This is a genomic window from Williamsia maris, from assembly GCF_024171815.1.
Taxonomy (GTDB): Bacteria; Actinomycetota; Actinomycetes; order Mycobacteriales; family Mycobacteriaceae; genus Williamsia_A; species Williamsia_A maris.
Window position 1 is genome coordinate 106,423 of sequence record NZ_JAMTCJ010000004.1, and the last position, 20,879, is coordinate 127,301.

At 68.9% G+C, this 20,879-nt stretch carries 13 protein-coding genes; 10 read left to right on the forward strand and 3 right to left on the reverse strand.

The window, feature by feature from the left end:
- Positions 1 to 63: 63 nt before the first annotated feature.
- The 3 genes from recC to recD are packed head-to-tail and all read left to right on the forward strand — an operon-like array spanning position 64 to position 8,593.
- Positions 64 to 3,369: an exodeoxyribonuclease V subunit gamma gene (gene recC, locus LX13_RS19110; protein WP_253662922.1), complete on the forward strand. Its 3,306-nt coding sequence runs from the start codon at positions 64 to 66 to the stop codon at positions 3,367 to 3,369.
- Positions 3,366 to 6,698 (forward strand): UvrD-helicase domain-containing protein, encoded by a 3,333-nt coding sequence (locus tag LX13_RS19115; protein ID WP_253662923.1) that lies wholly within the window; start codon positions 3,366 to 3,368, stop codon positions 6,696 to 6,698. The genes recC and LX13_RS19115 overlap by 4 nt, the downstream gene beginning before the upstream one ends.
- Complete coding sequence (gene recD / locus LX13_RS19120) at positions 6,695 to 8,593, forward strand: exodeoxyribonuclease V subunit alpha (protein ID WP_253662924.1); 1,899 nt, start codon at positions 6,695 to 6,697, stop codon at positions 8,591 to 8,593. Before LX13_RS19115 ends, recD begins: the two co-directional genes overlap by 4 nt.
- Positions 8,594 to 8,602: 9 nt before the next feature.
- On the opposite strand, the gene LX13_RS19125 is transcribed toward recD, so the two are convergent.
- Positions 8,603 to 9,361 (reverse strand): PIG-L family deacetylase, encoded by a 759-nt coding sequence (locus LX13_RS19125; RefSeq protein ID WP_253662925.1) that lies wholly within the window; start codon positions 9,359 to 9,361, stop codon positions 8,603 to 8,605.
- A 104-nt stretch (positions 9,362 to 9,465) separates the two neighbouring features.
- Entirely contained in the window at positions 9,466 to 10,839 is a 1,374-nt protein-coding gene (gad, locus tag LX13_RS19130) for a glutamate decarboxylase (RefSeq protein WP_372500014.1), read from the reverse strand.
- A gap of 197 nt (positions 10,840 to 11,036) precedes the next feature.
- Here gad and htpG point away from each other — a divergent pair, with 197 nt between their 5' ends.
- The 4 genes from htpG (at position 11,037) to LX13_RS19150 (ending at position 16,200) form a co-directional block, all read left to right on the forward strand.
- Positions 11,037 to 13,016 (forward strand): molecular chaperone HtpG, encoded by a 1,980-nt coding sequence (gene htpG / locus LX13_RS19135; protein WP_253662927.1) that lies wholly within the window; start codon positions 11,037 to 11,039, stop codon positions 13,014 to 13,016.
- A gap of 75 nt (positions 13,017 to 13,091) precedes the next feature.
- Positions 13,092 to 14,420: an ammonium transporter gene (locus tag LX13_RS19140; protein WP_372499963.1), complete on the forward strand. Its 1,329-nt coding sequence runs from the start codon at positions 13,092 to 13,094 to the stop codon at positions 14,418 to 14,420.
- 355 nt (positions 14,421 to 14,775) lie between these two features.
- The gene (locus tag LX13_RS19145; RefSeq protein ID WP_253662928.1) at positions 14,776 to 15,483 is read left to right on the forward strand and encodes an MspA family porin; all 708 of its coding nucleotides are present in this window, start codon (positions 14,776 to 14,778) and stop codon (positions 15,481 to 15,483) included.
- Positions 15,484 to 15,525: 42 nt separating this feature from the next.
- Positions 15,526 to 16,200, forward strand: a complete 675-nt coding sequence (locus LX13_RS19150) for an MspA family porin (RefSeq protein WP_253662929.1) — start codon at positions 15,526 to 15,528, stop codon at positions 16,198 to 16,200.
- 75 nt (positions 16,201 to 16,275) lie between these two features.
- On the opposite strand, the gene LX13_RS19155 is transcribed toward LX13_RS19150, so the two are convergent.
- Positions 16,276 to 17,325, reverse strand: a complete 1,050-nt coding sequence (locus LX13_RS19155) for a YncE family protein (protein ID WP_253662930.1) — start codon at positions 17,323 to 17,325, stop codon at positions 16,276 to 16,278.
- A gap of 129 nt (positions 17,326 to 17,454) precedes the next feature.
- Between LX13_RS19155 and LX13_RS19160 the strand changes: the two genes are divergently transcribed.
- The 3 genes from LX13_RS19160 to LX13_RS19170 are packed head-to-tail and all read left to right on the forward strand — an operon-like array spanning position 17,455 to position 20,848.
- On the forward strand, positions 17,455 to 17,886 hold the full coding sequence (locus LX13_RS19160) for a VOC family protein (protein ID WP_253662931.1): 432 nt from the start codon (positions 17,455 to 17,457) through the stop codon (positions 17,884 to 17,886).
- Between the two features lie 2 nt (positions 17,887 to 17,888).
- Positions 17,889 to 19,295, forward strand: coding sequence for an FAD-binding oxidoreductase (locus tag LX13_RS19165; RefSeq protein ID WP_253662932.1), 1,407 nt, complete (start codon positions 17,889 to 17,891; stop codon positions 19,293 to 19,295).
- Positions 19,292 to 20,848 (forward strand): acetolactate synthase large subunit, encoded by a 1,557-nt coding sequence (locus LX13_RS19170; RefSeq protein ID WP_253662933.1) that lies wholly within the window; start codon positions 19,292 to 19,294, stop codon positions 20,846 to 20,848. Before LX13_RS19165 ends, LX13_RS19170 begins: the two co-directional genes overlap by 4 nt.
- Positions 20,849 to 20,879 lie beyond the last annotated feature (31 nt).

The following is a 20,879-nucleotide window of genomic DNA, read 5'->3' on the forward strand; positions in this document are numbered from 1 at the left end:
GGTGATGTCGGTGCCCACTGGTACACCTGTGCGGCAACGTGTCGGAGCGAGGGGAGGGGCACCATGCTGACCCTGCATCGCGCCGAGCGCACCGACATCCTCGCCGACGCCCTGGCCGACATCCTGCTCGATCCCCTCGCCGACGCGCTGACCCCCGAGATCGTCGCCGTCCCCGCCAAGGGGGTGGAGCGCTGGTTGGGTCAACGGCTCTCCGCGCGGCTGGGCACCTCCGGTGCCGGGTCCGACGGCATCGCCGCCAACATCGACTTCCGGTCGCCCACCGACCTCGTCGACCGGGTGCTCGGGTCGATCCGCGGCTACCACCGGGCCGACGACCCGTGGTCGCCCGCGCGGATGCGATGGACGCTGCTCGAGGTGCTCGACACCTGCGTGCACGATCCCGGTTGCGAGGTTCTCGCACGGCACCTGGGTGTCCGCCCCGACGGATCGGTCGACGCGCATCGCGCCGGGCGGCGGTGGAGCACGGCGGTCGGTCTCGCCCGCACGTTCCGCTCCTACGCCGCGCAACGACCGCAGATGCTCTCCGACTGGGCCGCCGGCCACGACACCGACGGCATCGGCGGTGAGCTCCCCACCGACCAACGGTGGCAGGCGCACGTGTGGCGACGGCTGCGTGAGCGGATCGGGACGCCCGGTCCGGCCGAGCGTCTGGAATCCCTGTGCGCGCAGATCTCGTCCGAGCCGACCGCACTCGACCTGCCCCGTCGGCTCTCGCTGTTCGGACCCACCCGGCTGACCACCGAGCAGCTCGCGGTGCTCTCCGCCGTGGGTGCCGAGCGCGACGTCCACGTCTTCCTGCCGCACCCCAGCGACCGGCTGTGGCAGATCACCGCCGCCGCGGGGGAGCCGATCAGACGCCGTGATCTGGCCCGCGGCGCGGTGTCGAACCCGTTGCTGGCCAGCCTGTCCCGGGAGATCCGCGAGACCCAGCTGCGGCTGACCCGCCACGTCACCCGCGACATCCACCACGCCGGTCCGGTCGCCGAACCGACGACGCTGCTCGCCCGTCTGCAACAGACGATCCGTGACGACGCCACGCCGACCGACCTCACGCCGGGGCCCATGGACGACTCGGTCGGCGTGCACTCGTGCCACGGCCCGGCCCGGCAGGTCGAGGTGATCCGGGACGTCCTGTCCCGGATGTTCACCGACGACCCGACACTGATGCCCCGCGACGTCATCGTCATGTGCCCGGACATCGAGGCGTTCGCCCCGTTGATCCGAGCGGCGTTCGACACGCGCAGGCCGGACGGCCGGGGCCCGGACATCGACGGCCATCCCGCGCACCGACTACGGGTCCGTCTCGCCGACCGTTCGATGAGCGCGACCAACACCGTCCTGGAGTCGGTCGTCGTCGTCGTCGCGCTCGCCGGGGCCCGCGTCACCGCCAGCGACATCGCCGACCTGGCCGGCCGGGCACCGGTCCGGACCCGTTTCGGTTTCACCGACGACGACCTCGAGCTCATCGGCCGGTGGATGGCCGAGGCGGGCGTCCGCTGGGGTCTGGGATCGGCCCAGCGAACCGCGTTCGGCCTCAAGGGGTTCGAACAGAACACGATGGAGACTGGGCTCGATCGGATCGTCCTCGGTGTCGTCGCGCACGAGGCCGGTCTGCAGTGGATCCACCGTGCGCTGCCCCTCGACGACATCGACAGCGCCGACATCGACCTGGTCGGTCGCTTCGCGGAGTTCGTGGACCGACTCGACGCGTGCGTGGGAGCGCTCGCCGGGGTGCGCTCGGCGCAGGACTGGACCGCGTCGATGGTGCGGGTGATCGACGACCTGCTCGACGTGGCGCCCACCGACGCGTGGCAGCGGGCGCAGGCGGTCGACGAGATCACCCGCGCGACCGAACACTGCGGCGACGTCGACCTGCGCCGCGCCGATGTCGTCGCCCTGCTCGACGACGTGGTCGCCGCCCGCCCGACACGGGCGAACTTCCGGACCGGCGAGCTGACGGTCTGCTCGATGGTGCCCATGCGCGCCGTCCCGCACCGGGTGGTGGTGCTCATCGGTCTCGACGACGACGTCTACCCCCGGGTGTCGCGTGAGGACGGAGACGATGTCCTCGACCGCAACCCCTGCGTGGGTGAACGCGATCCACGCAGCGAGGACCGGCAACTCCTGCTCGACACGATGATGTCGGCGCGCGAGAAGCTCGTGATCGCCTACACCGGAGCCGATCCGGTGACCGGGCTTCGTCGTCCGCCGTCGGTGCCGGTGAGCGAGGTGGTCGACGCCATCACCGCCCTGGTCTCGCCCACGCACGCGGAGCAAGTGGTCCGCAGGCATCCGCTGCACGCCTTCGACCCGGCGAACTTCGATGCCGAGGCGCCCTTCGGTTTCGATCGCGCCGCCCTCGCAGGCGCTCGGGCGCTGATCGCGCCGCCCACTCACGTCATCGAGTTCGATCGCACCCCGCTGCCGCCGGTCACGTCCACCGTCGGCGCAGCGGCACCGGTCGATGTCGCCGAACTGATCGCGTTCTTCGAACATCCCGTCCGCGGGTTCTGCAGGCAACGCCTCGGTTTCGCCGTCCCCGACACCGCGGAGGTGCTCGACGACGAGCTCGATCCCGGTCTCGATCCGTTGGACCGCTGGGGGATCGGCGACCGGTTGCTCCGTCATCGACTACAGGGCGACACCATCGACGCGCTGCGGGGAGCCGAACTCCGCCGCGGGACCCTGCCGCCGTTCGAACTGGGTCGCCGCGCGCTCGAACCGGTGCTCGACGACGTGAACCGTCTGTGGGATGCGGCCTCGGCGACCGTCGCCATAGAACGGACGTCGGTGGACGTCGATGTCGACCTCGGCGACGGCAGACGACTGACCGGCACGGTGGACGGTGTCCACGGTGACGTGGTGTTCCGGGCGCACTACTCCAAACTCGCGCCCAAACACCGGCTGTCCACATGGATCGCCCTGCTCGCCGCGGCGGCCGCTCGCGCCGACGGGACCATGACCGGTCTCTCCATCGGCCGATTCGGCAAGGGGACCAGGCTCGCCCGCGCGCAGCTCGCGCTGCCCGCTGCACCGGCGCAGATACTGGCCGACCTGGTGCGGCTACGCGACCTCGGTCTCACCCACCCGCTGGCCCTGCCCGCGGCGGCAGGCGCCGAGTACGCCGTCCGCCGTCATGGAGGGGAGCCGGTCCCGGATGCGCTCGACGCCGCCCGGGCCGCCTTCGAGAGCACGTTCGGTGAACACACCGACCGCTACCTGAACCTGGTCTTCCCCTCCGGATTCGCCGGCATCGCGGCCGATCCGGGAGCCATCGACGAATTCACCGCATCGGCGGAGTCGATCTGGCATCCGATGCTCGACGCCGAGCAGGTGGTGGTCCGATGACAACACCGCGGCCGCGCATCGCGCGCAGCACGTTCGACCTCCTGGCCCCGCTGCCCACGGGCACGACCGTGCTCGAGGCGAGCGCGGGTACCGGGAAGACCCACGCGATCGTCGGATTGGCGGCCCGCTACATCGCCGAGGGCGTCGACGTGGGTGCACTGCTGCTGGTGACGTTCAGTCGGATGGCCACCGCAGAACTGCGGGAGCGGACACGTGAACGGCTGACGACCCTGGCCGCCGGTCTCGCCGACCCGGCGTCCGCGAGGTCGGACTCGTTGGTCACGGCGCTCGCCGACGCTCCCGCCGACGAGGTGGCACTACGTCGCGAACGGATCAGCGCGGCGTTGTCGGACTTCGACGCCGCCACGGTCAGCACCACCCACACGTTCTGTTCGCGGATGCTCGACGCGCTCGGCATCGCCGGGGAGAGCGAACACGGCCTCACCCTCGTCGAAGAGGTCGACGACCTGGTCACCGAGGTCGCCGGTGACGTGTTCCTCAAGTGGTACAGCGGCCTCGACGAGCTGCCGTTCGACTTCCGCGACGCGGTGGCCATCGCCCGCGACGGGGTCCGACAGTCCCACGCCACCCTCGTTCCGCGCGATGCACCGGAGGGGACCACGGCCCGCGCACGGACCGACTTCGTGACGGCGGTGCGCAGGGAGGTGCTGCGACGCAAGCGGATGATGCGCATCCGCGACTACGACGAACTGCAGTCGTTGCTCCGCGACGTGATCACCGATCCGGTGCACGGCGAGGCGGCCTGCGCCCGGATCCGTGACTTCTTCTCCGTTGTCCTGGTCGACGAGTTCCAGGACACCGATCCGATCCAGTGGGAGATCCTGCGCCGCTGCTTCCACGGCCACTCCGATCTCATCCTGGTCGGGGACCCGAAACAGTCGATCTACGCCTTCCGCGGCGCGGAGGTCCTGAGCTACCTCGACGCCGCGACGAGTGCCGACAACCACCAGGCCCTCGGAACGAACTGGCGTAGCGACGCCGGACTCGTGACGGCGTTGCACCACCTTTACGGCGGAGCGGCGCTGGGACATCCCGACATCGTCGTCCGGTCCGTCGATGCGACCCACACCTCCTCGAGGCTGTCCGGCCGACCACCGCTGCGGCTGCGACACCTCGGTCGTGTCGGCCTCGGACCGTTGGGGGACAACGGGTTCCCGCCGCTGTCCGCGGTACGGTCCGCGGTTGTCGACGACGTCGCACGCGATGTCGCCGAGCTGCTCGCCGATGCGCCCGAACTGACCGACCCGGACGGGACCACCCGGCCGGTCCGGCCCTCGGACGTGGTGATCCTGCTGCGCACCCGTTCGACCATCGGACCCGTGCAGCGGGCGTTGCGCGAGGCCGGGGTGGCCTCGGTGGTCGGTGCCGGATCGAGTGTCTTCGCCACCGCGAGCGCCCGCGACTGGTTCCACGTCCTGCGGGCTCTCGAGCAGCCCAACCGTTCCGATCGCGTGAGCCTCGCCGCGCTGACGCCGCTGATCGGTCGTACGGCGGGCGAGATTGACGCAGCCGGTGGTGATGCGTTGGCCGACGTCGGTGACCTGCTGATCGAGCTGTCGCAGACGATGGCGCAGTCGGGATTCGCCGCGATGTACGAACGCCTGGCGATCCGGACCGGGTTGGAGTCGCGCATCCTCTCCGGCGTCGACGGCGAGCGTGTGATGACCGACATCGCGCACCTCGCGTCGTTGTGCAACAGGTACGTGGTCACTGAATCACGGGGGATCGCGGGGCTGTTGCGGTGGTTCGTCGACCGCCTCGAGGATCCCCGGGTGGGCGATCAGACCGAGCAGAGTCGGCGTCTGGACCGCGACGCGCAAGCGGTCTCGATCATGACCGTCCACGGCAGCAAGGGCCTCGAGTTCCCGATCGTCTACGTCCCGTTCGGGTGGGACGCCGCCCGCAATCCCTACCCGCCGACCCTCGATCTGCACGACGAGTCCGGTGCCCGCATCCTCGACGTGGGCGGATCGCGCTCCGCCGAGTTCGCCCGCAACCGTCGGACGTCGGAGGCCGAGGACGCCGGCGAGGAACTGCGACTGTTCTATGTGGCCGTCACCCGGGCCCGGTGCCAGGTCGTCCTGTGGTGGGCCGCCGGTTCATCCGCGCGGTCGGCACCGTTGCACCGACTCTTGTTCGCCCGCACTCCCACCGGCGCCGACACCGGCGCGCCCGATCCCGGACCGAGCGCGCGCGTACCGGCCGACGCATCGATCGCATCCGACCTCTCCGCGTGGGCGGGTGCGGCCCGCGGCCTGATCTCCGTCGAACCCGTGGGCGGGGGACCGGCGTCCCCGCCACCGGTCCCGACCACCGACGACGAACCGATCACGCTGCGCGCCGCCGACTTCGACCGTGTCATCGACCACGGCTGGCGCCGCACCTCCTACTCCGCGCTGGTCGCCGATCAGCACGTCGCGGTCGGTGCCGCGATCGAGGCCGATGCCACCGCGGCGCTCACCGACGAACCCGAGGACGCGGTGGTCACCGACGCGACCGCGGACACGGGCGCGCCGTCGCTGATGAACGGACTCCCCGCCGGTGCCACGTTCGGGTTGCTCGTGCACTCGGTGCTCGAGAACGTCGACACCGACGCCGCCGACCTGTCCGCCGAGGTCCGGGAACGGTGTGTCCGTGCCGCAATGTCCTCGGGGTTGCAGGTCGATGTCGACGTGCTCGCCCACGCGATGGACTCGGTGTTGCACACCCCGCTCGGAATCGGCTCGGGACCATCGGATCTCGCCGGGGTCGCGATGTCGGACCGTCTGGCCGAGATGGATTTCGAGTTCCCGCTGGCGTCGGCCACCCGCGGCTCGACCCTCGGCGCGATCGCTGACCTGATGGACGAGCACCTCCCGGCCGACGACCCGTTGCGCGAGTACCCGGAACGCCTACGTCTCATCCCGGGCGCGGCGCTCGACGGGTTCCTCACCGGTAGCATCGACGGCGTCCTGCGCACCGCAGACGAACGGTTCGTGGTCGTCGACTACAAGACCAACCGACTCGGTTTCGGGGACCTGACCGTCGAGGACTACGACGAGGACGCCATGGCCGCGGAGATGATGCGATCGCACTATCCGTTGCAGGCGATGCTGTACTCGGTTGCGCTGCATCGTTATCTGCGTTGGCGCCTGCCCGGGTACCGCCCCGAGCGTCACCTCGGTCGTGTGCTGTACCTCTTCGTCCGGGCCATGGTCGGACCCGACACCCCGCCCGATCGAGGGGTGTTCGGCTGGGATGTGCCGCCCGCACTCGTGGTGGCGTTGTCAGAGCTGCTGGGCGGGCAGAGGACGGGGGGCCGATCATGAACGCCGACAACCGGATCGCGTTGCGTGCCGAGGGAGTACTGGCGGATTTCAACCGCGCGGGGGTACTCGGTCCGGCCGACGTGCACGTCGCCCGGCGCCTGGTGACGATCCGCCGGGCCGAGGTCGACCCCGACGTCCTGCTCGCCGTCGCCCTCACCGTCCGCGCCGTCCGGGCCGGGTCGGTCTGTATCGACCTGGCGCGACTACGCGACATCCCGCCCGACTCCGACACCGGCACGGACCCGGCCGAGTTGTCGTGGCCCGACCCGCTCGCCCTTCCCGACAAGGTCCGGGCCAGTGCTCTGGCGACGACGTCGGTCGAGTCGCCACTGCAGCCGCTTCGGGTGGTGACCACCGATGACGGTGCGTCCCTGCTCTACCTCGACCGGTACTTCCGCGAGGAACAACGCGTCCGCGCCATCCTCGCCGAGCGCGCGGCCGGTGAACCGTTCGTCGAGGTCGCCCGCGTGGCCACCGAACTCGGTGCGCTGTTCCCGCCGGACCCGGAGGCACCCGGCCCCGACCGTCAACGGATGGCGGCAGCGGTCGCGGCCACCCGGTGGACCACCGTCCTCGCCGGCGGGCCGGGAACCGGCAAGACCCACACCGCCGCCCGGATCATCGCCCTGCTGTACGCGCTGCACGGATCGGGACTCCGCGTCGGTCTGTGTGCGCCCACCGGACGGGCGGCGGCGTCGCTGCAGGACGCGGTGACCGCCCAGTCCGCGCAGATCGCGCTGCCCGACGTGGAGGCCGTGACCATCCACCGGCTGCTCGGCCCGCTTCCCGGCGGCGGTCACCGGTTCCGGCACCACGCGTCGAACCGCCTGCCACACGACGTGATCATCGTCGACGAGGCGTCGATGGTGTCACTGACGTTGATGTACCACCTGCTCGAGGCGCTGCGACCGACCACGCGGTTGGTGATGATCGGTGACCCCGATCAACTGGCGTCGGTCGATGCCGGCGCCGTGTTGGCCGACCTCGTCCACCGCTCGCACACCACCGAACTCGCAGGCCCGCTCGCCGACCTCGTCACCACCGACACCGCGCCGCCCGTCACCGACACGGCAACCGACACCGGGGCCGCCACGGATCCCGATGCGACCGTGGCGGTATCGGAGCGGTCGGAGATGGCCGACGGTGTGGTCCGGCTCCGCCGCCGTCGTCGTTTCGGCGCGAGGATCGGTCGGCTGGCCGACGCCGTCCGGGCCGGCGACGCCGACGAGGCGTTGTCGATACTCGACGCCGGAGCGCCGGACCTCACCCTCGAGCCCGTCGAGGAGGCGCACATCGCCCGGGGCGAGGTGTCGGCGTGGGTGCAGACCATGTCGTCGGCGGCCGAACGAGGCGACGCCGAGGCCGCGCTGACCGCACTCGGTGGACACCGGGTGCTGTGTGCTCATCGCGAGGGGCCGGCGGGCGTGCGGCAGTGGTCCCAACGGGTCACCGCATGGGGGACCGACGGAGCCTCGTCGTTCCTCGATCTCGATCGCCCCTGGTATCCGGGGCGACCGTTGCTGCTCACCGAGACCGACCACCGCGCACGATTGTTCAACGGTGACACCGGCATCGTCGTCGCCGAGGACGATCGGCTGATGGCGGCGTTCGGCCGAGGCACCGACCTGCGTCTGGTGCACCCGGGCCGACTCCGGGGAGTGTCCTCGGCCTATGCGATGACAATCCACCGCAGCCAGGGCAGCCAGTACCGTGCCGTGGCCGTGGTGATCCCACCCGCCGACTCCGCGCTGCTGAGTCGGGAACTGCTCTACACCGCGATCACCCGGGCGACCGACTCCGTCCGTCTCATCGGAACGGCCGAGGGTCTGCGCGCCGGAATCGAACGAAAGGTTCTTCGCGCCAGCGGATTACGGTCGTCGATCATCGACGTGTAGGCGCCGGTCTCATACCAGGTCGACGCCGCCGTCGACGAGGTCGCGGCGGAGGTACCACTCCGTCCCCAGCAGGGCGTTGCGGCGCGTGAGGTCGAGTTCGGCGAGTTCGGCAAGGGCCGGGCTCCGGTCCATCTCCGACCGGTGTGCGCCGATGGCCGACCACTTCTGCTCCACCCACGCCGACACGTCGAGTTCGAGATCGATCGCGGCGTCCGGTGTGCCGGGGGCGACCGCGCCGTCCGGCGGAGGACCGGTGTTCACCTGGTGGCGGATCCGATGCATGACCCGGGTCGGCACCGTCGACAGATACACCGACCGGGTCTGCCAGGCCGGGCCGGCGTCGGGGTAGAGCGGTCCGCACGCGGCCGCCTCGACCGCCGCGAGAGCGAGCCGGTGCGTCTGGATGTGATCGGGATGGCCGTAGATGCCGTACGCGTCGTAGGTGACGACGATGTCGGGCCGCAACATCCTGATCTGTTCGACGATCTGCCGGACAGCGTCGTCGAACCGGCACTCGCACAGCGCGGCCGACTGCGGAGCGGACTCGGGGAAGCCCCCGTCGGCGTAACCGAGTGCGATGGGACCCTCGACGCCCAGGATGCGCAGTGCGCTCGCGAGCTCGGTGTGGCGAGGTGTGCCGGACGCCCAGGTACAGGTGAGGACCGAGGTCACCGATCCCGCCTCGACGACCCGTGCGATGGTGCCGCCGGTCCACAGCGACTCGTCGTCGGGGTGTGCGTGGACGAACAGAACGCTCGGAGCCCCCACGACTGATCCTCCCGGTTGTCACCTCGGTCGTCGCGACACCGTCACGTGCAACGGGTGGCGCGGTCATCTCAGACTAGTGCCCTGCCATCGGAGGTCCCGGCGGGTCAGTGCTTGAAGTGGTTGCGATGGGGGAGCTCACCGGAGGTGCGCACCTGGCGCAGACCGGCGATGGCGGTGGAGATGTTCTCGCACAGGACGCGTGCCATGTCGGCGGAGAAGCCCTCGCGGACCACGATGCGCAGCACCGCGACGTCGGTGGCGTCGGCGGGCATCGTGTACGCCGGGACCTGCCACCCGAACGCGGCCAGGGCGCGGGAGAGGTCGAACACCGAGAAACCCGGGTCGCCCGTCGTCGCGAACGTCACCACCGGGATCGCCGACCCGTCGGAGATGATCTCGAACTCCGACATCTCCGCGAGTTGCTGCGCGAGCCACTGCGCCGTCTCCGACAGACAGGTCATGATCGACCGGTAGCCCTCGAAGCCGAGCCGCAGGAAGTTGTAGTACTGGCCGATCACCTGATTGCCCGGGCGGGAGAAGTTCAGGGTGAAGGTCGGCATGTCGCCGCCGAGATAGTTGACGTGGAACACCAGGTCCTCGGGCAGGAACTCCTTTCCGCGCCACACCGCGAACCCGATGCCGGGGTAGGTGAGTCCGTACTTGTGTCCGCTGGCGTTGATGGACACGACGCGGCGCAGCCGGAAGTCCCACTCCAGGTCGGGATCGGTGAAGGGGACCACGAAACCGCCACTGGCCGCGTCGACGTGGACCGGCACATCCACCCCGCCGCCGGCCGCGACCTCGTCGAGCGCCGCCACGATCGCCGCGACCGGTTCCAGTTCGCCGGTGAACGTCGTCCCCAGGATGGCCACGACACCGATGGTGTTCTCGTCGATCGCGGCGGTGACCTGCTCCGGGGTGATCACATAGCGGCCCGGCTCCACCGGCAGGTAGACGGCGTCGACATCGAAGTAACGACAGAACTTCTCCCAGACGACCTGCACGTTCGACCCGAGGACCAGGTTGGGTCGGTGCGTGTCGGCGCCGGCGTCGCGCCGCTGCGCCCGCCACCGCCACTTCATCGCCAGTCCGGCCAGCATCACGGCCTCGCTCGAGCCGATCGTGCTGACACCGATGGCGCTGGACGGGTCGGTCGGATCGAGATCGGGGGCGTGGAAGAGGTCGGCGACCATCGACACGCACCGGGACTCGATCGCCGACGTGGCCGGGTACTCGTCCTTGTCGATCATGTTCTTGTCGAAGGTCTCGGCCATCAGCTTCTCGGCCTGCGGATCCATCCAGGTGGTGACAAAGGTGGCCAGGTTCAGGCGCGACACCCCGTCGAACATCATCTCGTCGTGGATGAACCGGTAGGCGGCGTCGGGATCCATCGATTCCGCGGGCATCCGCAGCGCCGGGATCTTCTGGGTCGACAGGCGACCGGTGTAGGCGGGCGACAGGTGGGTGTCGGTGGGGATACTCCTGGGGCTCGACGCGGCGTCACGGGGCTCGGGCGATGGGGACACGACTGACTCCTCGGGTGAACGATGGCAGCGGGTGCCGGTGGGGGACCGACACCTCCGGGATACACCAGCGCGGGCGGCGGGGTGCGACGATCGCGCGGTCGGTAACATCGAGTGCCGACTCGATCACGACACAGGAGAAGAGATCAACAGTGAGCACACCTGTCGAAGAACGTGAATTCCAGGCCGAGACCCGTCAATTGCTCGACCTCATGGTTCATTCCGTCTACTCGAACAAGGACAGCTTTCTGCGCGAGTTGGTGTCGAATGCCTCCGATGCCCTCGACAAGCTGCGCCTCGAGGCCTACCAGAACAAGGATCTCGACGTCGACACGTCGGACCTCAACATCACGATCGAGCGTGACCCCGAAGCCCGGATCCTGACCATCCGGGACAACGGCATCGGCATGTCCCGCGACGACGTCGTCGGTCTGATCGGCACGCTCGCCCGCTCGGGCACCGCGGAGCTGCGCAAGAAGCTGGCCGAGGCCAAGGACTCCGCGGCCTCGCAGGACCTGATCGGACAGTTCGGCATCGGGTTCTACTCGACGTTCATGGTCGCCGACACCGTCACGCTGCTCACCCGCAAGGCGGGCGAGAGCGAGGGCACCAAGTGGGAGTCGACCGGCGCGGGCACGTACACCATCGAGTCCGTTGCGGATGCGCCGCAGGGCACTTCGGTCACGCTGGCCCTCAAGCCCGCCGACACCGACGACGCCCTGCACGACTACGCCGACGACGCCAAGATCCGTGAGCTCGTGAAGAAGTATTCCGACTTCATCGCCTGGCCCATCCGCATGGACGTCGAGCGCACCGAGACCGTCACGCCGGAGACCGACGACGACACCGACGAGGCAACCGACTCCGAGCCCACCACCCGGACGGTCGTCGAGACCCAGCAGTTGAACTCGATGAAGGCTCTGTGGTCGAAGTCCAAGGACGAGGTGGACCCCGAGGAGTACAAGGAGTTCTACCGCCACGTCAGCCACGCGTGGGACGACCCGCTCGAGACCATCGCCCTGCGGGCCGAGGGCACATTCGAATACCAGGCGCTGCTGTTCATACCGACCCAGGCGCCGTTCGACCTGTTCATGCGTGAGCGCAACGGTGGCATCTCGCTGTACGTCAAGCGCGTGTTCATCATGGATGACTGCGAGGAACTGATCCCGGAGTACCTGCGCTTCGTCAAGGGTGTCGTGGACGCGGCTGATCTGTCGCTCAACGTCTCCCGCGAGATCCTGCAGCAGGACCGCCAGATCCGCGCCATCCGGCGGCGCCTCACCAAGAAGGTGCTCTCCACGATCAAGGACATCCAGTCCTCGCGCCCCGAGGACTACACCACCCTGTGGTCTCAGTTCGGGCGCGCGATCAAGGAAGGCCTGATCAACGACCAGGACAACAAGGACGCCCTGCTCGCCATCTCGTCGTTCGAGTCCACCCACGATCCCGACACCCTGACCACCCTCGCCGACTACGTCGGTCGGATGAAGGTCGGCCAGGACGAGATCTACTACCTCACCGGCGAATCGCGGCAGGCCATGGAGAACTCGCCGCACATCGAGGCCTTCCGGGCCAAGGGAATCGAGGTGCTGCTGCTCGGCGACCCGGTCGACGAGATGTGGGTCGGCTCGGTCCCCGAGTTCGACGGCAAGGCCCTGCGGTCCATCGCCAAGGGAGAGGTGGACCTCGACGACGACGCGGGCAAGTCCGACGACGAGAAGAAGGAAGCGGCCACCGAGCGGGAGGAGCGGGAGGCGAAGTTCGCCGACTTGACCGGATGGCTGTCCGAGGCCCTCTCCGAGCACGTCAAGGAGACCCGCCTGTCGACGCGCCTCACCGATTCGCCGGCCTGTCTGGTCGGCGACACGTTCAGCTTCTCGCCGCAGATGGAGAAGCTCTACCGTGCGTCGGGCCAGATGCTGCCGCCGACCAAGCGGATCCTCGAGCTCAATCCCGACCACCCGCTCATCGTCGCGCTGCAGTCGGCCCGAGAGTCCAAGGCCGACGACCCGTCGCTGGTCGACACCGCGGAGCTGATCTACGGGATGGCCGTCATCGCCGAGGGGGGTGAGCTGTCCGATTCGGCACGGTTCAGCCGGTTGCTAGCAGATCGGTTGGCCGCCACCATCTGACGTGCGGACAGATCGGGGCGATCACCTACTGCTAATTTGACTGTCGTTTGACTGCAGAGAAGCAAAGGAGCTGTGGTGACCTACCCGATCATCGGTGCGCCCGACGCGGCGAACACCGCCTGGGTGATGGCAAGTGCGGCTCTCGTCCTCGTCATGACGCCCGCGCTCGCCTTCTTCTACGGAGGCATGGTGCGCGCGAAGAGCGTCCTGAACATGATGATGATGTGCTTCGCGGCCATCGGTGTCGTGTGGGTCCTGTGGCTGGTGTTCGGGTACTCGCTGGCGTTCGGCGACGACATCGGGGGAGTGATCGGTGACCCCACCCAGTTCGCCGGGCTGAAGCATCTCTTCGGTGGCGACTACGCGCCGGGTGAACCGGCGTCGGCCGCCATCCCGCTGGTCGGCACCATCCCGGCGATGGTCTTCGTGATGTTCCAGGCCGGCTTCGCGATGGTGACGGTGGCGTTGATCGCCGGTGCGGTCGCCGACCGGATGAAGTTCACCGCGTGGTTGCTCTTCGCCGCGCTGTGGGCGACGTTGGTGTACTTCCCGGTGGCGCACTGGGTGTTCGCGGTCGACGGGCTCGCCGCCGACAAGGGCGGCTGGATCGTCAACCACCTGCGGGCGATCGACTTCGCAGGCGGAACCGCGGTCGAGATCAATTCGGGCGCATCCGCTCTCGTTCTCGCACTGGTCGTCGGGACCCGGCGTGGGTGGCCGCGCGACCCGATGCGGCCGCACAACCTGCCCGCGGTCATGCTCGGCGCCGGACTGCTGTGGCTGGGGTGGTTCGGCTTCAACGCCGGGTCGGCTCTCGCGGCCGACGGCACCGCCGCTCTCGCTCTGGCCAACACGCTGGGTGCCGGTGCGGTGTCGATGATGAGCTGGTTGCTCGTCGAACGCATCCGCCAGGGCAAGCCGACCTCGTTCGGCGCAGCCTCGGGCGTGGTCGCAGGACTGGTCGCGATCACCCCCGCCTGCGCCTCGGTGACCCCGATCGGCGCGCTGGCCATCGGCATCGTCGCCGGTGCCGTCAGCTCGCTGGCCATCGAGCTGAAATACAGGCTCGGATACGACGACTCGCTCGACGTCGTCGGTGTGCACCTCGTCGGCGGTGTCGTCGGCACGCTCATGATCGGCCTCGTCGCGAGCAGTGCGTCGCCTGCGGGTGTCGACGGACTCTTCTACGGCGGCGGTCTCGATCAGCTCTGGCGGCAGGTGGTGGCCGTCCTGGCCGTCGGCGGATACGCGATGGCGGTGACCGCGGTCATCGCGCTGGTGCTCAAGGTGACCATCGGCGTCCGTGCCCATCCGCAGGACGAGGCCGACGGCATCGACGACGCCGAGCACGCCGAGACCGCGTACGACATGGCGGCCTCGCGCGGCGGTCGCGTCGACATATAGTCCGACTGATCCGAACCGGTTGCCGGGACTGACAGCGGCAGCCGCGATCTCGCGTATCCGCCGAAAACAGCCCGTCCACATGAACGACAGATGGACAATCGGTGTGTCGAAATCGTTTGGTGCGCTTCGCATTACGATTTGACCGGTTCTGTGATCGGAATCGGCCCGCGTTCACACCACGGGGGAGTCGTTGTCACCGAAACGCGGGGATCCGTTCACCGCGTGTTCTTTTCGCTGCATCAGGCTTCTGCCGATCGAGAGAGTCAGCTCTCTACCATTCAGCTCGATCGACACCCATTGACGTGAATGTGATCCGTGAGCGCGCTCCGGGTCCCGATTGTCCGAAAGAGGAACAATGAGCAAGAACTCCACCGCGTTGCGGCGGGCGGCATCGCTCGGAGCGATGACCATGGTCGGCGCTGCCGCAGTCGGTCTGGTCGCCCCGGGTGCGGCCAACGCCGACACCTTCGTCAAGCTCCCCAACGGAGCGATCCGCGGTGACGACGGCATCGCCCTCACCCGCTCCAACGAGCGCGCCCAGCTCTCGCCGTCGCTGGCGGCCAACGGCGCGGGTCGGACCGCATGGGTGTCCGCGGACATCAAGCTGTCCGCGCCGAACCTCAAGTCCAAGAAGGCCGGCCCGAACCGCGGTGCGCAGAGCGAGAGCAACTCGACCTCCGGCACCCTCGGCACGAACTCGACCGAGACGAACGGCGCCGCCGCCACCCTGTCGACCGGGTACATCGTGGGCTGCCAGGTCGCAGTCGGGAACCTGACACTGGGCGGAGGCGCGACGGTCAACAACATCGGCGCCGCGTTGCCCACCGCGACGGTCAACGGGTCGTTCTCGCTGCCCCTCACACCGGGTGCGGTCTCCTTCGTCATCGTCAACTCGAAGAACATCGAGAAGAAGGGGACGTACTACATCTCCTACGATCGCGCCCAGCTGCAGATCCAGGGATGTGGTGGGTACGCCCAGGCCCGCGCGTTCACGGTGGTCGAGACCACCGGCGAGAGCCAGCAGAAGGTCACCCTGTACGGCAAGCCGTTTTCCATCGGCTGATCCCCTCACACCCACGAACCACATCACCAGACAAGGGATTCGATGAACAACTCGTACAAAGCAACCCGCCGTGCCGCGGGGCTTGCCGGGACCGGCGCCGCGCTGGTCGCCGCTGCAGCACTTCTTGCGCAGGGCTCGGCCAACGCCGACGTCTTCGTGAAGCTGCCCAACCAGGCGCAGAACACCACCCTGCAGGACGGCACCAAGGTGTCGATCACCCGCACGGGTGAGACCGCGACCATCGCACCGTCGCTCGGCGGGACCCCGCTGCACCGCGCCGCACAGGTGTCCGCGCGCTACCAGGTGACCTCCAGCAAGAAGGCCAAGATTCGTATCCAGGCCGGTTACATCGTCGGCTGCCAGGTCAACATCTCGTCCACCACCTCCGGTGGCACCGGGACCACCACCGAGAACCTCGCCGGGACGAGCACCGCCACCGGCGGCGGTGCCAACCAGTCGCTGGTCCTCGGGCCCGGCCAGGCAACCCAGTACTTCATCAACTCGGTGGAGAAGGCCGACGACTTCGGCAGCCAGCAGTACACGAACAACGTCGACTACGAGGGCTCCAAGCTCAAGCTCAGCTACACGGGTTCGCAGCTGCAGCTGACCGGCTGCGCCGGTTACGCCCAGGCCCGCTCGGTCGCGATCGTGCGTGTGCGCACGTCGAACGTCGACAAGCAGGTCACGTTCTACGGCAAGCCGTTCTCGATCGGCTGATCTGAACTCCTCTCACGAGACGGATGCCCCCGACCTGCCGGTCGGGGGCATTCTTTGTTCTGTCGAGCGAGTTGTCTAGCGCGGCAACTGATCCGCAGGGATGATCTGCAGTGAACTGGCCTCGCCGGGAGCGCTACCGGTGACGGCGACGATGCCGGTCACCGGGTCCATCGCCACCGAGTTCGCCTGCTGCACCGTGGGGACGTCGCCCTTGATGCGCGGCTTGGCGGGGTCGGTCATGTCGACCAGCCGGAGCTTGTTCGACGACCCCAGCGTGACCAGTAGCGTCTTGGTCCGTGCGTCGTAGCTCAGCCCGTAGGGCTTGCCGGGCGCCTCGATGCGGGAGACATCGACGACCTGCGGGGTGATCCGCTCGACGAGCACCGCGCCACCGTCGGTGTCGGCGAACGCCACCAGTCCGTCGCCGAGTGCGTGGGCGTGGGTCAGCCGGGTCCCGATGCGTTTGCTCGCGACCTCGGTCATCGTGGTGCCGTCGTAGATGAAGACCCCGTTGCCCTGGACGTCGGCCATCGCCGCGTAGCGACCCACTGCGGCGACACCACCCGGCTGCGGCGGACCGGCGGGCAGCGACTTGACGAGCTTGCCGTCGCGGATGAACAACGCGCCACCGCCGTGCTCGTTGGTGCCGACGAGCGTCCCGTCCGAGGTGCGCACCGCATCGTGCGGCAGATCGCCCACGCCGGTTGCGATCGGTCCGAAGGTCCCGTCGAACGACAGCTCGGTGATGGTGTTCGAGGTCTCGAGCGGGAGGATAACCGGGCCATCGGGTCCGGCGAGCTCGAGATGCCGTGGTGCGCCACTGGTCGGGATGCTGCGGATCACCGTTCCGGTACGCACGTTGACCAGGGTGATGGCGTCGGGCCTACGCACCCCGACCGCGGCGATGCCGGACGTGCCGATGACCACGCCCTCGGGTTCGTTGCCGACCTCGATCACCGTGCCCGCCGGCGTCACCGTCGGCGCCGGGGCCACCGCGGGTTCGGCCGCGACCGGGGTGGACGACGAGGACGATGCGGGGGCGTCACCCGAATCCGAATCCGTGCCACAACCCGCCACCAACACGACCGACAGAGCCACCGCAGTGGTGGCGACCAGAGACCTCATGACTCCAGTGTGCCTGCATCGGCGTTCACCCGAGCGTCACTTCTGGCATCCGCCGTCCGCGTAGGGTCGGTCAGGGCAGATGCACACATGTTTATGCGACCACCCGGTCGCGGAAGAGGAGTCATCGAAGTGACGATTAAAGCGACCGACTACCACCATGTTCGGTTGACCGTCCGGGACATCGCCACGTCCCGCAAGTTCTACGACGACGTGTTCGGTTTCGATGTCGCGTTCGAGGCACCGCCGGCCGACGCCGACGAGGCCACGAAGGAAGCGCTTGCTTTCTTGTTCGGCGGCGTCATCTACCAGTTCGGTGGCGGACTGCTCGGACTGCGCCCGGTCGCCCCGGGAGACGACTCGTTCACCGAGGACCGGTCCGGACTCGACCACCTGAGCTTCTCGGTGGCAGGCCTGTCGGACCTGCACGATGCGGCCGCGACCCTGGACGGGCTCGGCATCGCCCACGAGGGCGTCAAGGATCTCGGCGATGCCGGCATCGCCATCCTCGAGTTCCGCGATCCCGACAACATCGCTCTGGAGATCTCCGGCCCCAACAGCTGAGCATGACCACCAGCGCGCGCGTCCGGACGATCTCGGCGGAACTCGCCGAGATCGTCGGGGCGCGCGACGTGCTCCACGCCGACGACGTCGGACCGGACTACGGCCACGACGAGGCCCTGCACCTCGAACCGGTGACACCGATGGTCGTCGTGCGGCCCTCGACGGCCGAGCAGGTCGCGGCGTTGTTGCGCTACGCGGGCGAGCACGCCGTCCCGGTCACCGCACGTGGTTCCGGTACCGGACTGTCCGGCGCGGCGCGGCCACTCGCCGACGGCATGGTCATCTCGTTCGAGAACATGGCCGAGATCCTCGAGATCGACGTCGACAACCAGGTCGCCGTGGTCCAGCCCGGTGTCGGGCTCGCCGCCCTCGACGAGGCCGCCGGGCGCGTCGGACTCATGTACTCGGTCTATCCCGGTGAGCTCAGCGCCAGCATCGGCGGCACGGTGGGCACCAACGCCGGCGGCATGCGGGCGGTGAAGTACGGCGTCACCCGCCACAACGTCCTCGGCCTGCAGGCCGCCCTCGCGACCGGCGCGCTGATCCGGACCGGCGGCGCCATCGCCAAGGTCTCGACCGGCTACGACCTGACCCAGCTCATCATCGGCTCGGAGGGAACCCTCGCGCTCGCCACCGAGGTCACGGTGAAACTGCATCCGCGACTGGCGTATTCGGCCACCATCCTCGCTCCGTTCGCCACGGTCGACGAGGTCGTGGAGATCGTCCCGTCCGTCATCGCCACCGGCTGCGCACCGGTCGTCCTCGAATACATCGACGCGATGACGATGGCGTCGATCACCCACTCACAGGATCTGGCACTCGGGATCCCCGATGCACTCCGCGACTCCGCGCAGGCCTATCTGGTCGTCTCGCTCGAGAACCGCGACCGCGACCGTCTCGACGGGGACATCGAGTTGCTGGGATCGCTGGTCGCAGAGCGTGGTGCGCTCGATTCGTTCGTACTCGACGGCGGATCGGCCCGCGCGTTGATCACCGCGCGCGAGAAGGCGTTCTGGACCGCCAAGGCCGCAGGCGCCGACGACATCATCGACATGGTGGTGCCCCGCACCGCGATGCCCGTCTTCCTCACACGATCACGGGAACTGGCGACGGCCGCAGGCGGAGTGGCCATCGGCTGCGGTCACGCCGGCGACGGCAACGTCCACCTCGCGATCTTCTGTCCCGACGCCGAGGCCCGCCGAACACTGCTGCACGACATCTTCGCTCTCGGGATGGGCATGGGCGGCGCCATCTCCGGCGAACACGGTGTGGGGCGCGCGAAGTCGGCACATTTCGCCGAACTGACCGACCCGGAAGTGGTCGCGGTGATGCGCGAGATCAAACGAGGATTCGACCCGGCCGGGATACTCAATCCCGGCGTTCTGTTCGGCGAAGGGGAACCAGGATGACCAACGGCGCCAACGCGGTGATCAGCTCGCTCGTCGATTCCGGCGTGCAGGTGTGCTTCGGCAATCCCGGTACCTCGGAGATGCATTTCGTCGCCGCGCTGGACTCCGTCCCGCAGATGCGCGCGGTGCTCTGCCTGTTCGAGGGGGTCGTCACCGGCGCCGCCGACGGGTACGCCCGGGTCACCGGCCGACCGGCAGCCACGTTGCTGCATCTCGGACCCGGGATGGCCAACGGCCTGGCGAACCTGCACAACGCCCGCCGCGCCCACACCCCGATCGTCAACATCGTCGGCGACCACGCCACACACCACCACCGCTACGACGCGCCGCTGGAATCCGACATCGCCACCCTCGGGTCATGGCTGCAGGGCTGGACGCGGACCGCGACGTCGACCGACACCGTGGGGCAGGACGTCGCCGATGCGGTGGCCGCGTCCACCGACGGGGCCGGGCAGATCGCCACCGTCATCCTCCCCGCCGACATCTCCTGGACCGCAGGGGGAACGGTCGGTACCGCCGTTCCCGCGGTGGCGCGCGCAGTCCCCGACGAGCAGGTGATCGCCGCGGTTGCCGACGTACTGACCTCAGGTGCGATGACGGTGATCCTGATCGGCGCCGAGGCCACCCGTGCCGACGGCCTGCTCGCCGTCAGCCGGATCGCGAACGCCACCGGCGCAACCGTTCTCGTCGAGACGTTCCCCGCCGCACTCGACCGGGGTGCCGGGATCCCGAGCTTCGAGCGGCTCGGTTACCTCGCCGAGCAGGCCCAGGCCCAACTCGACGGGACCGAACACCTCGTCCTCATCGGGACACGCTCACCGGTGTCGTTCTTCGCCTATCCCGACAAGGCGAGCGACCTCGTGCCCGACGGCGCGCAGGTGCACACCCTGGTCGACATCCGCGACGACGTCATCGGCGCGGTCACCGCGCTGGCCGATCGGGTCGCCGCCGAGCAGACCGCCACCCTGCAGGACCGCGTCGAGGTCGAGACACCGACCGGTGATCTGACGTTGGCGAACTGGGTCCAGGTGGTCGGTGCCGTGCTGCCGGAGAACACCATCATCTCCGACGAGGCGAACACGTCGGGTCTGATGTTGCCCACGGCGACCGCCGGTGCGCCCCGACACCAGGTGCTCACGTTGACCGGCGGCGCCATCGGCCAGGGACTGCCTGTCGCGGTCGGTGCCGCGATCGCGGCACCGGACCGTCCGGTGCTGGCACTGCAATCCGACGGCAGTGCGCTGTACACGATCTCGGCGCTGTGGACGATGGCGCGGGAGAACCTGAACGTGACCACCATCCTGCTCAACAACAGCGCCTACGCCATCCTGCGGATGGAACTGCAACGCGTCGGCGCGCAGAGCGGCGGCGAGAAGGCCAACTCGCTGCTCGACCTGTCGCACCCCGACATGGACTTCGTCGCCATCTCCACCGGGTTCGGTGTCCCGGCCGTGCGGGTCACCACCGCCGAGGACCTCGCCACCGAACTGAGGAACGCCTTCGCCGAGGACGGACCGCACCTCATCGAGGCGATCGTCCCGCCCCTGATGTGACCGCGACCGCGACCGACCTGCGCGAGCGCGG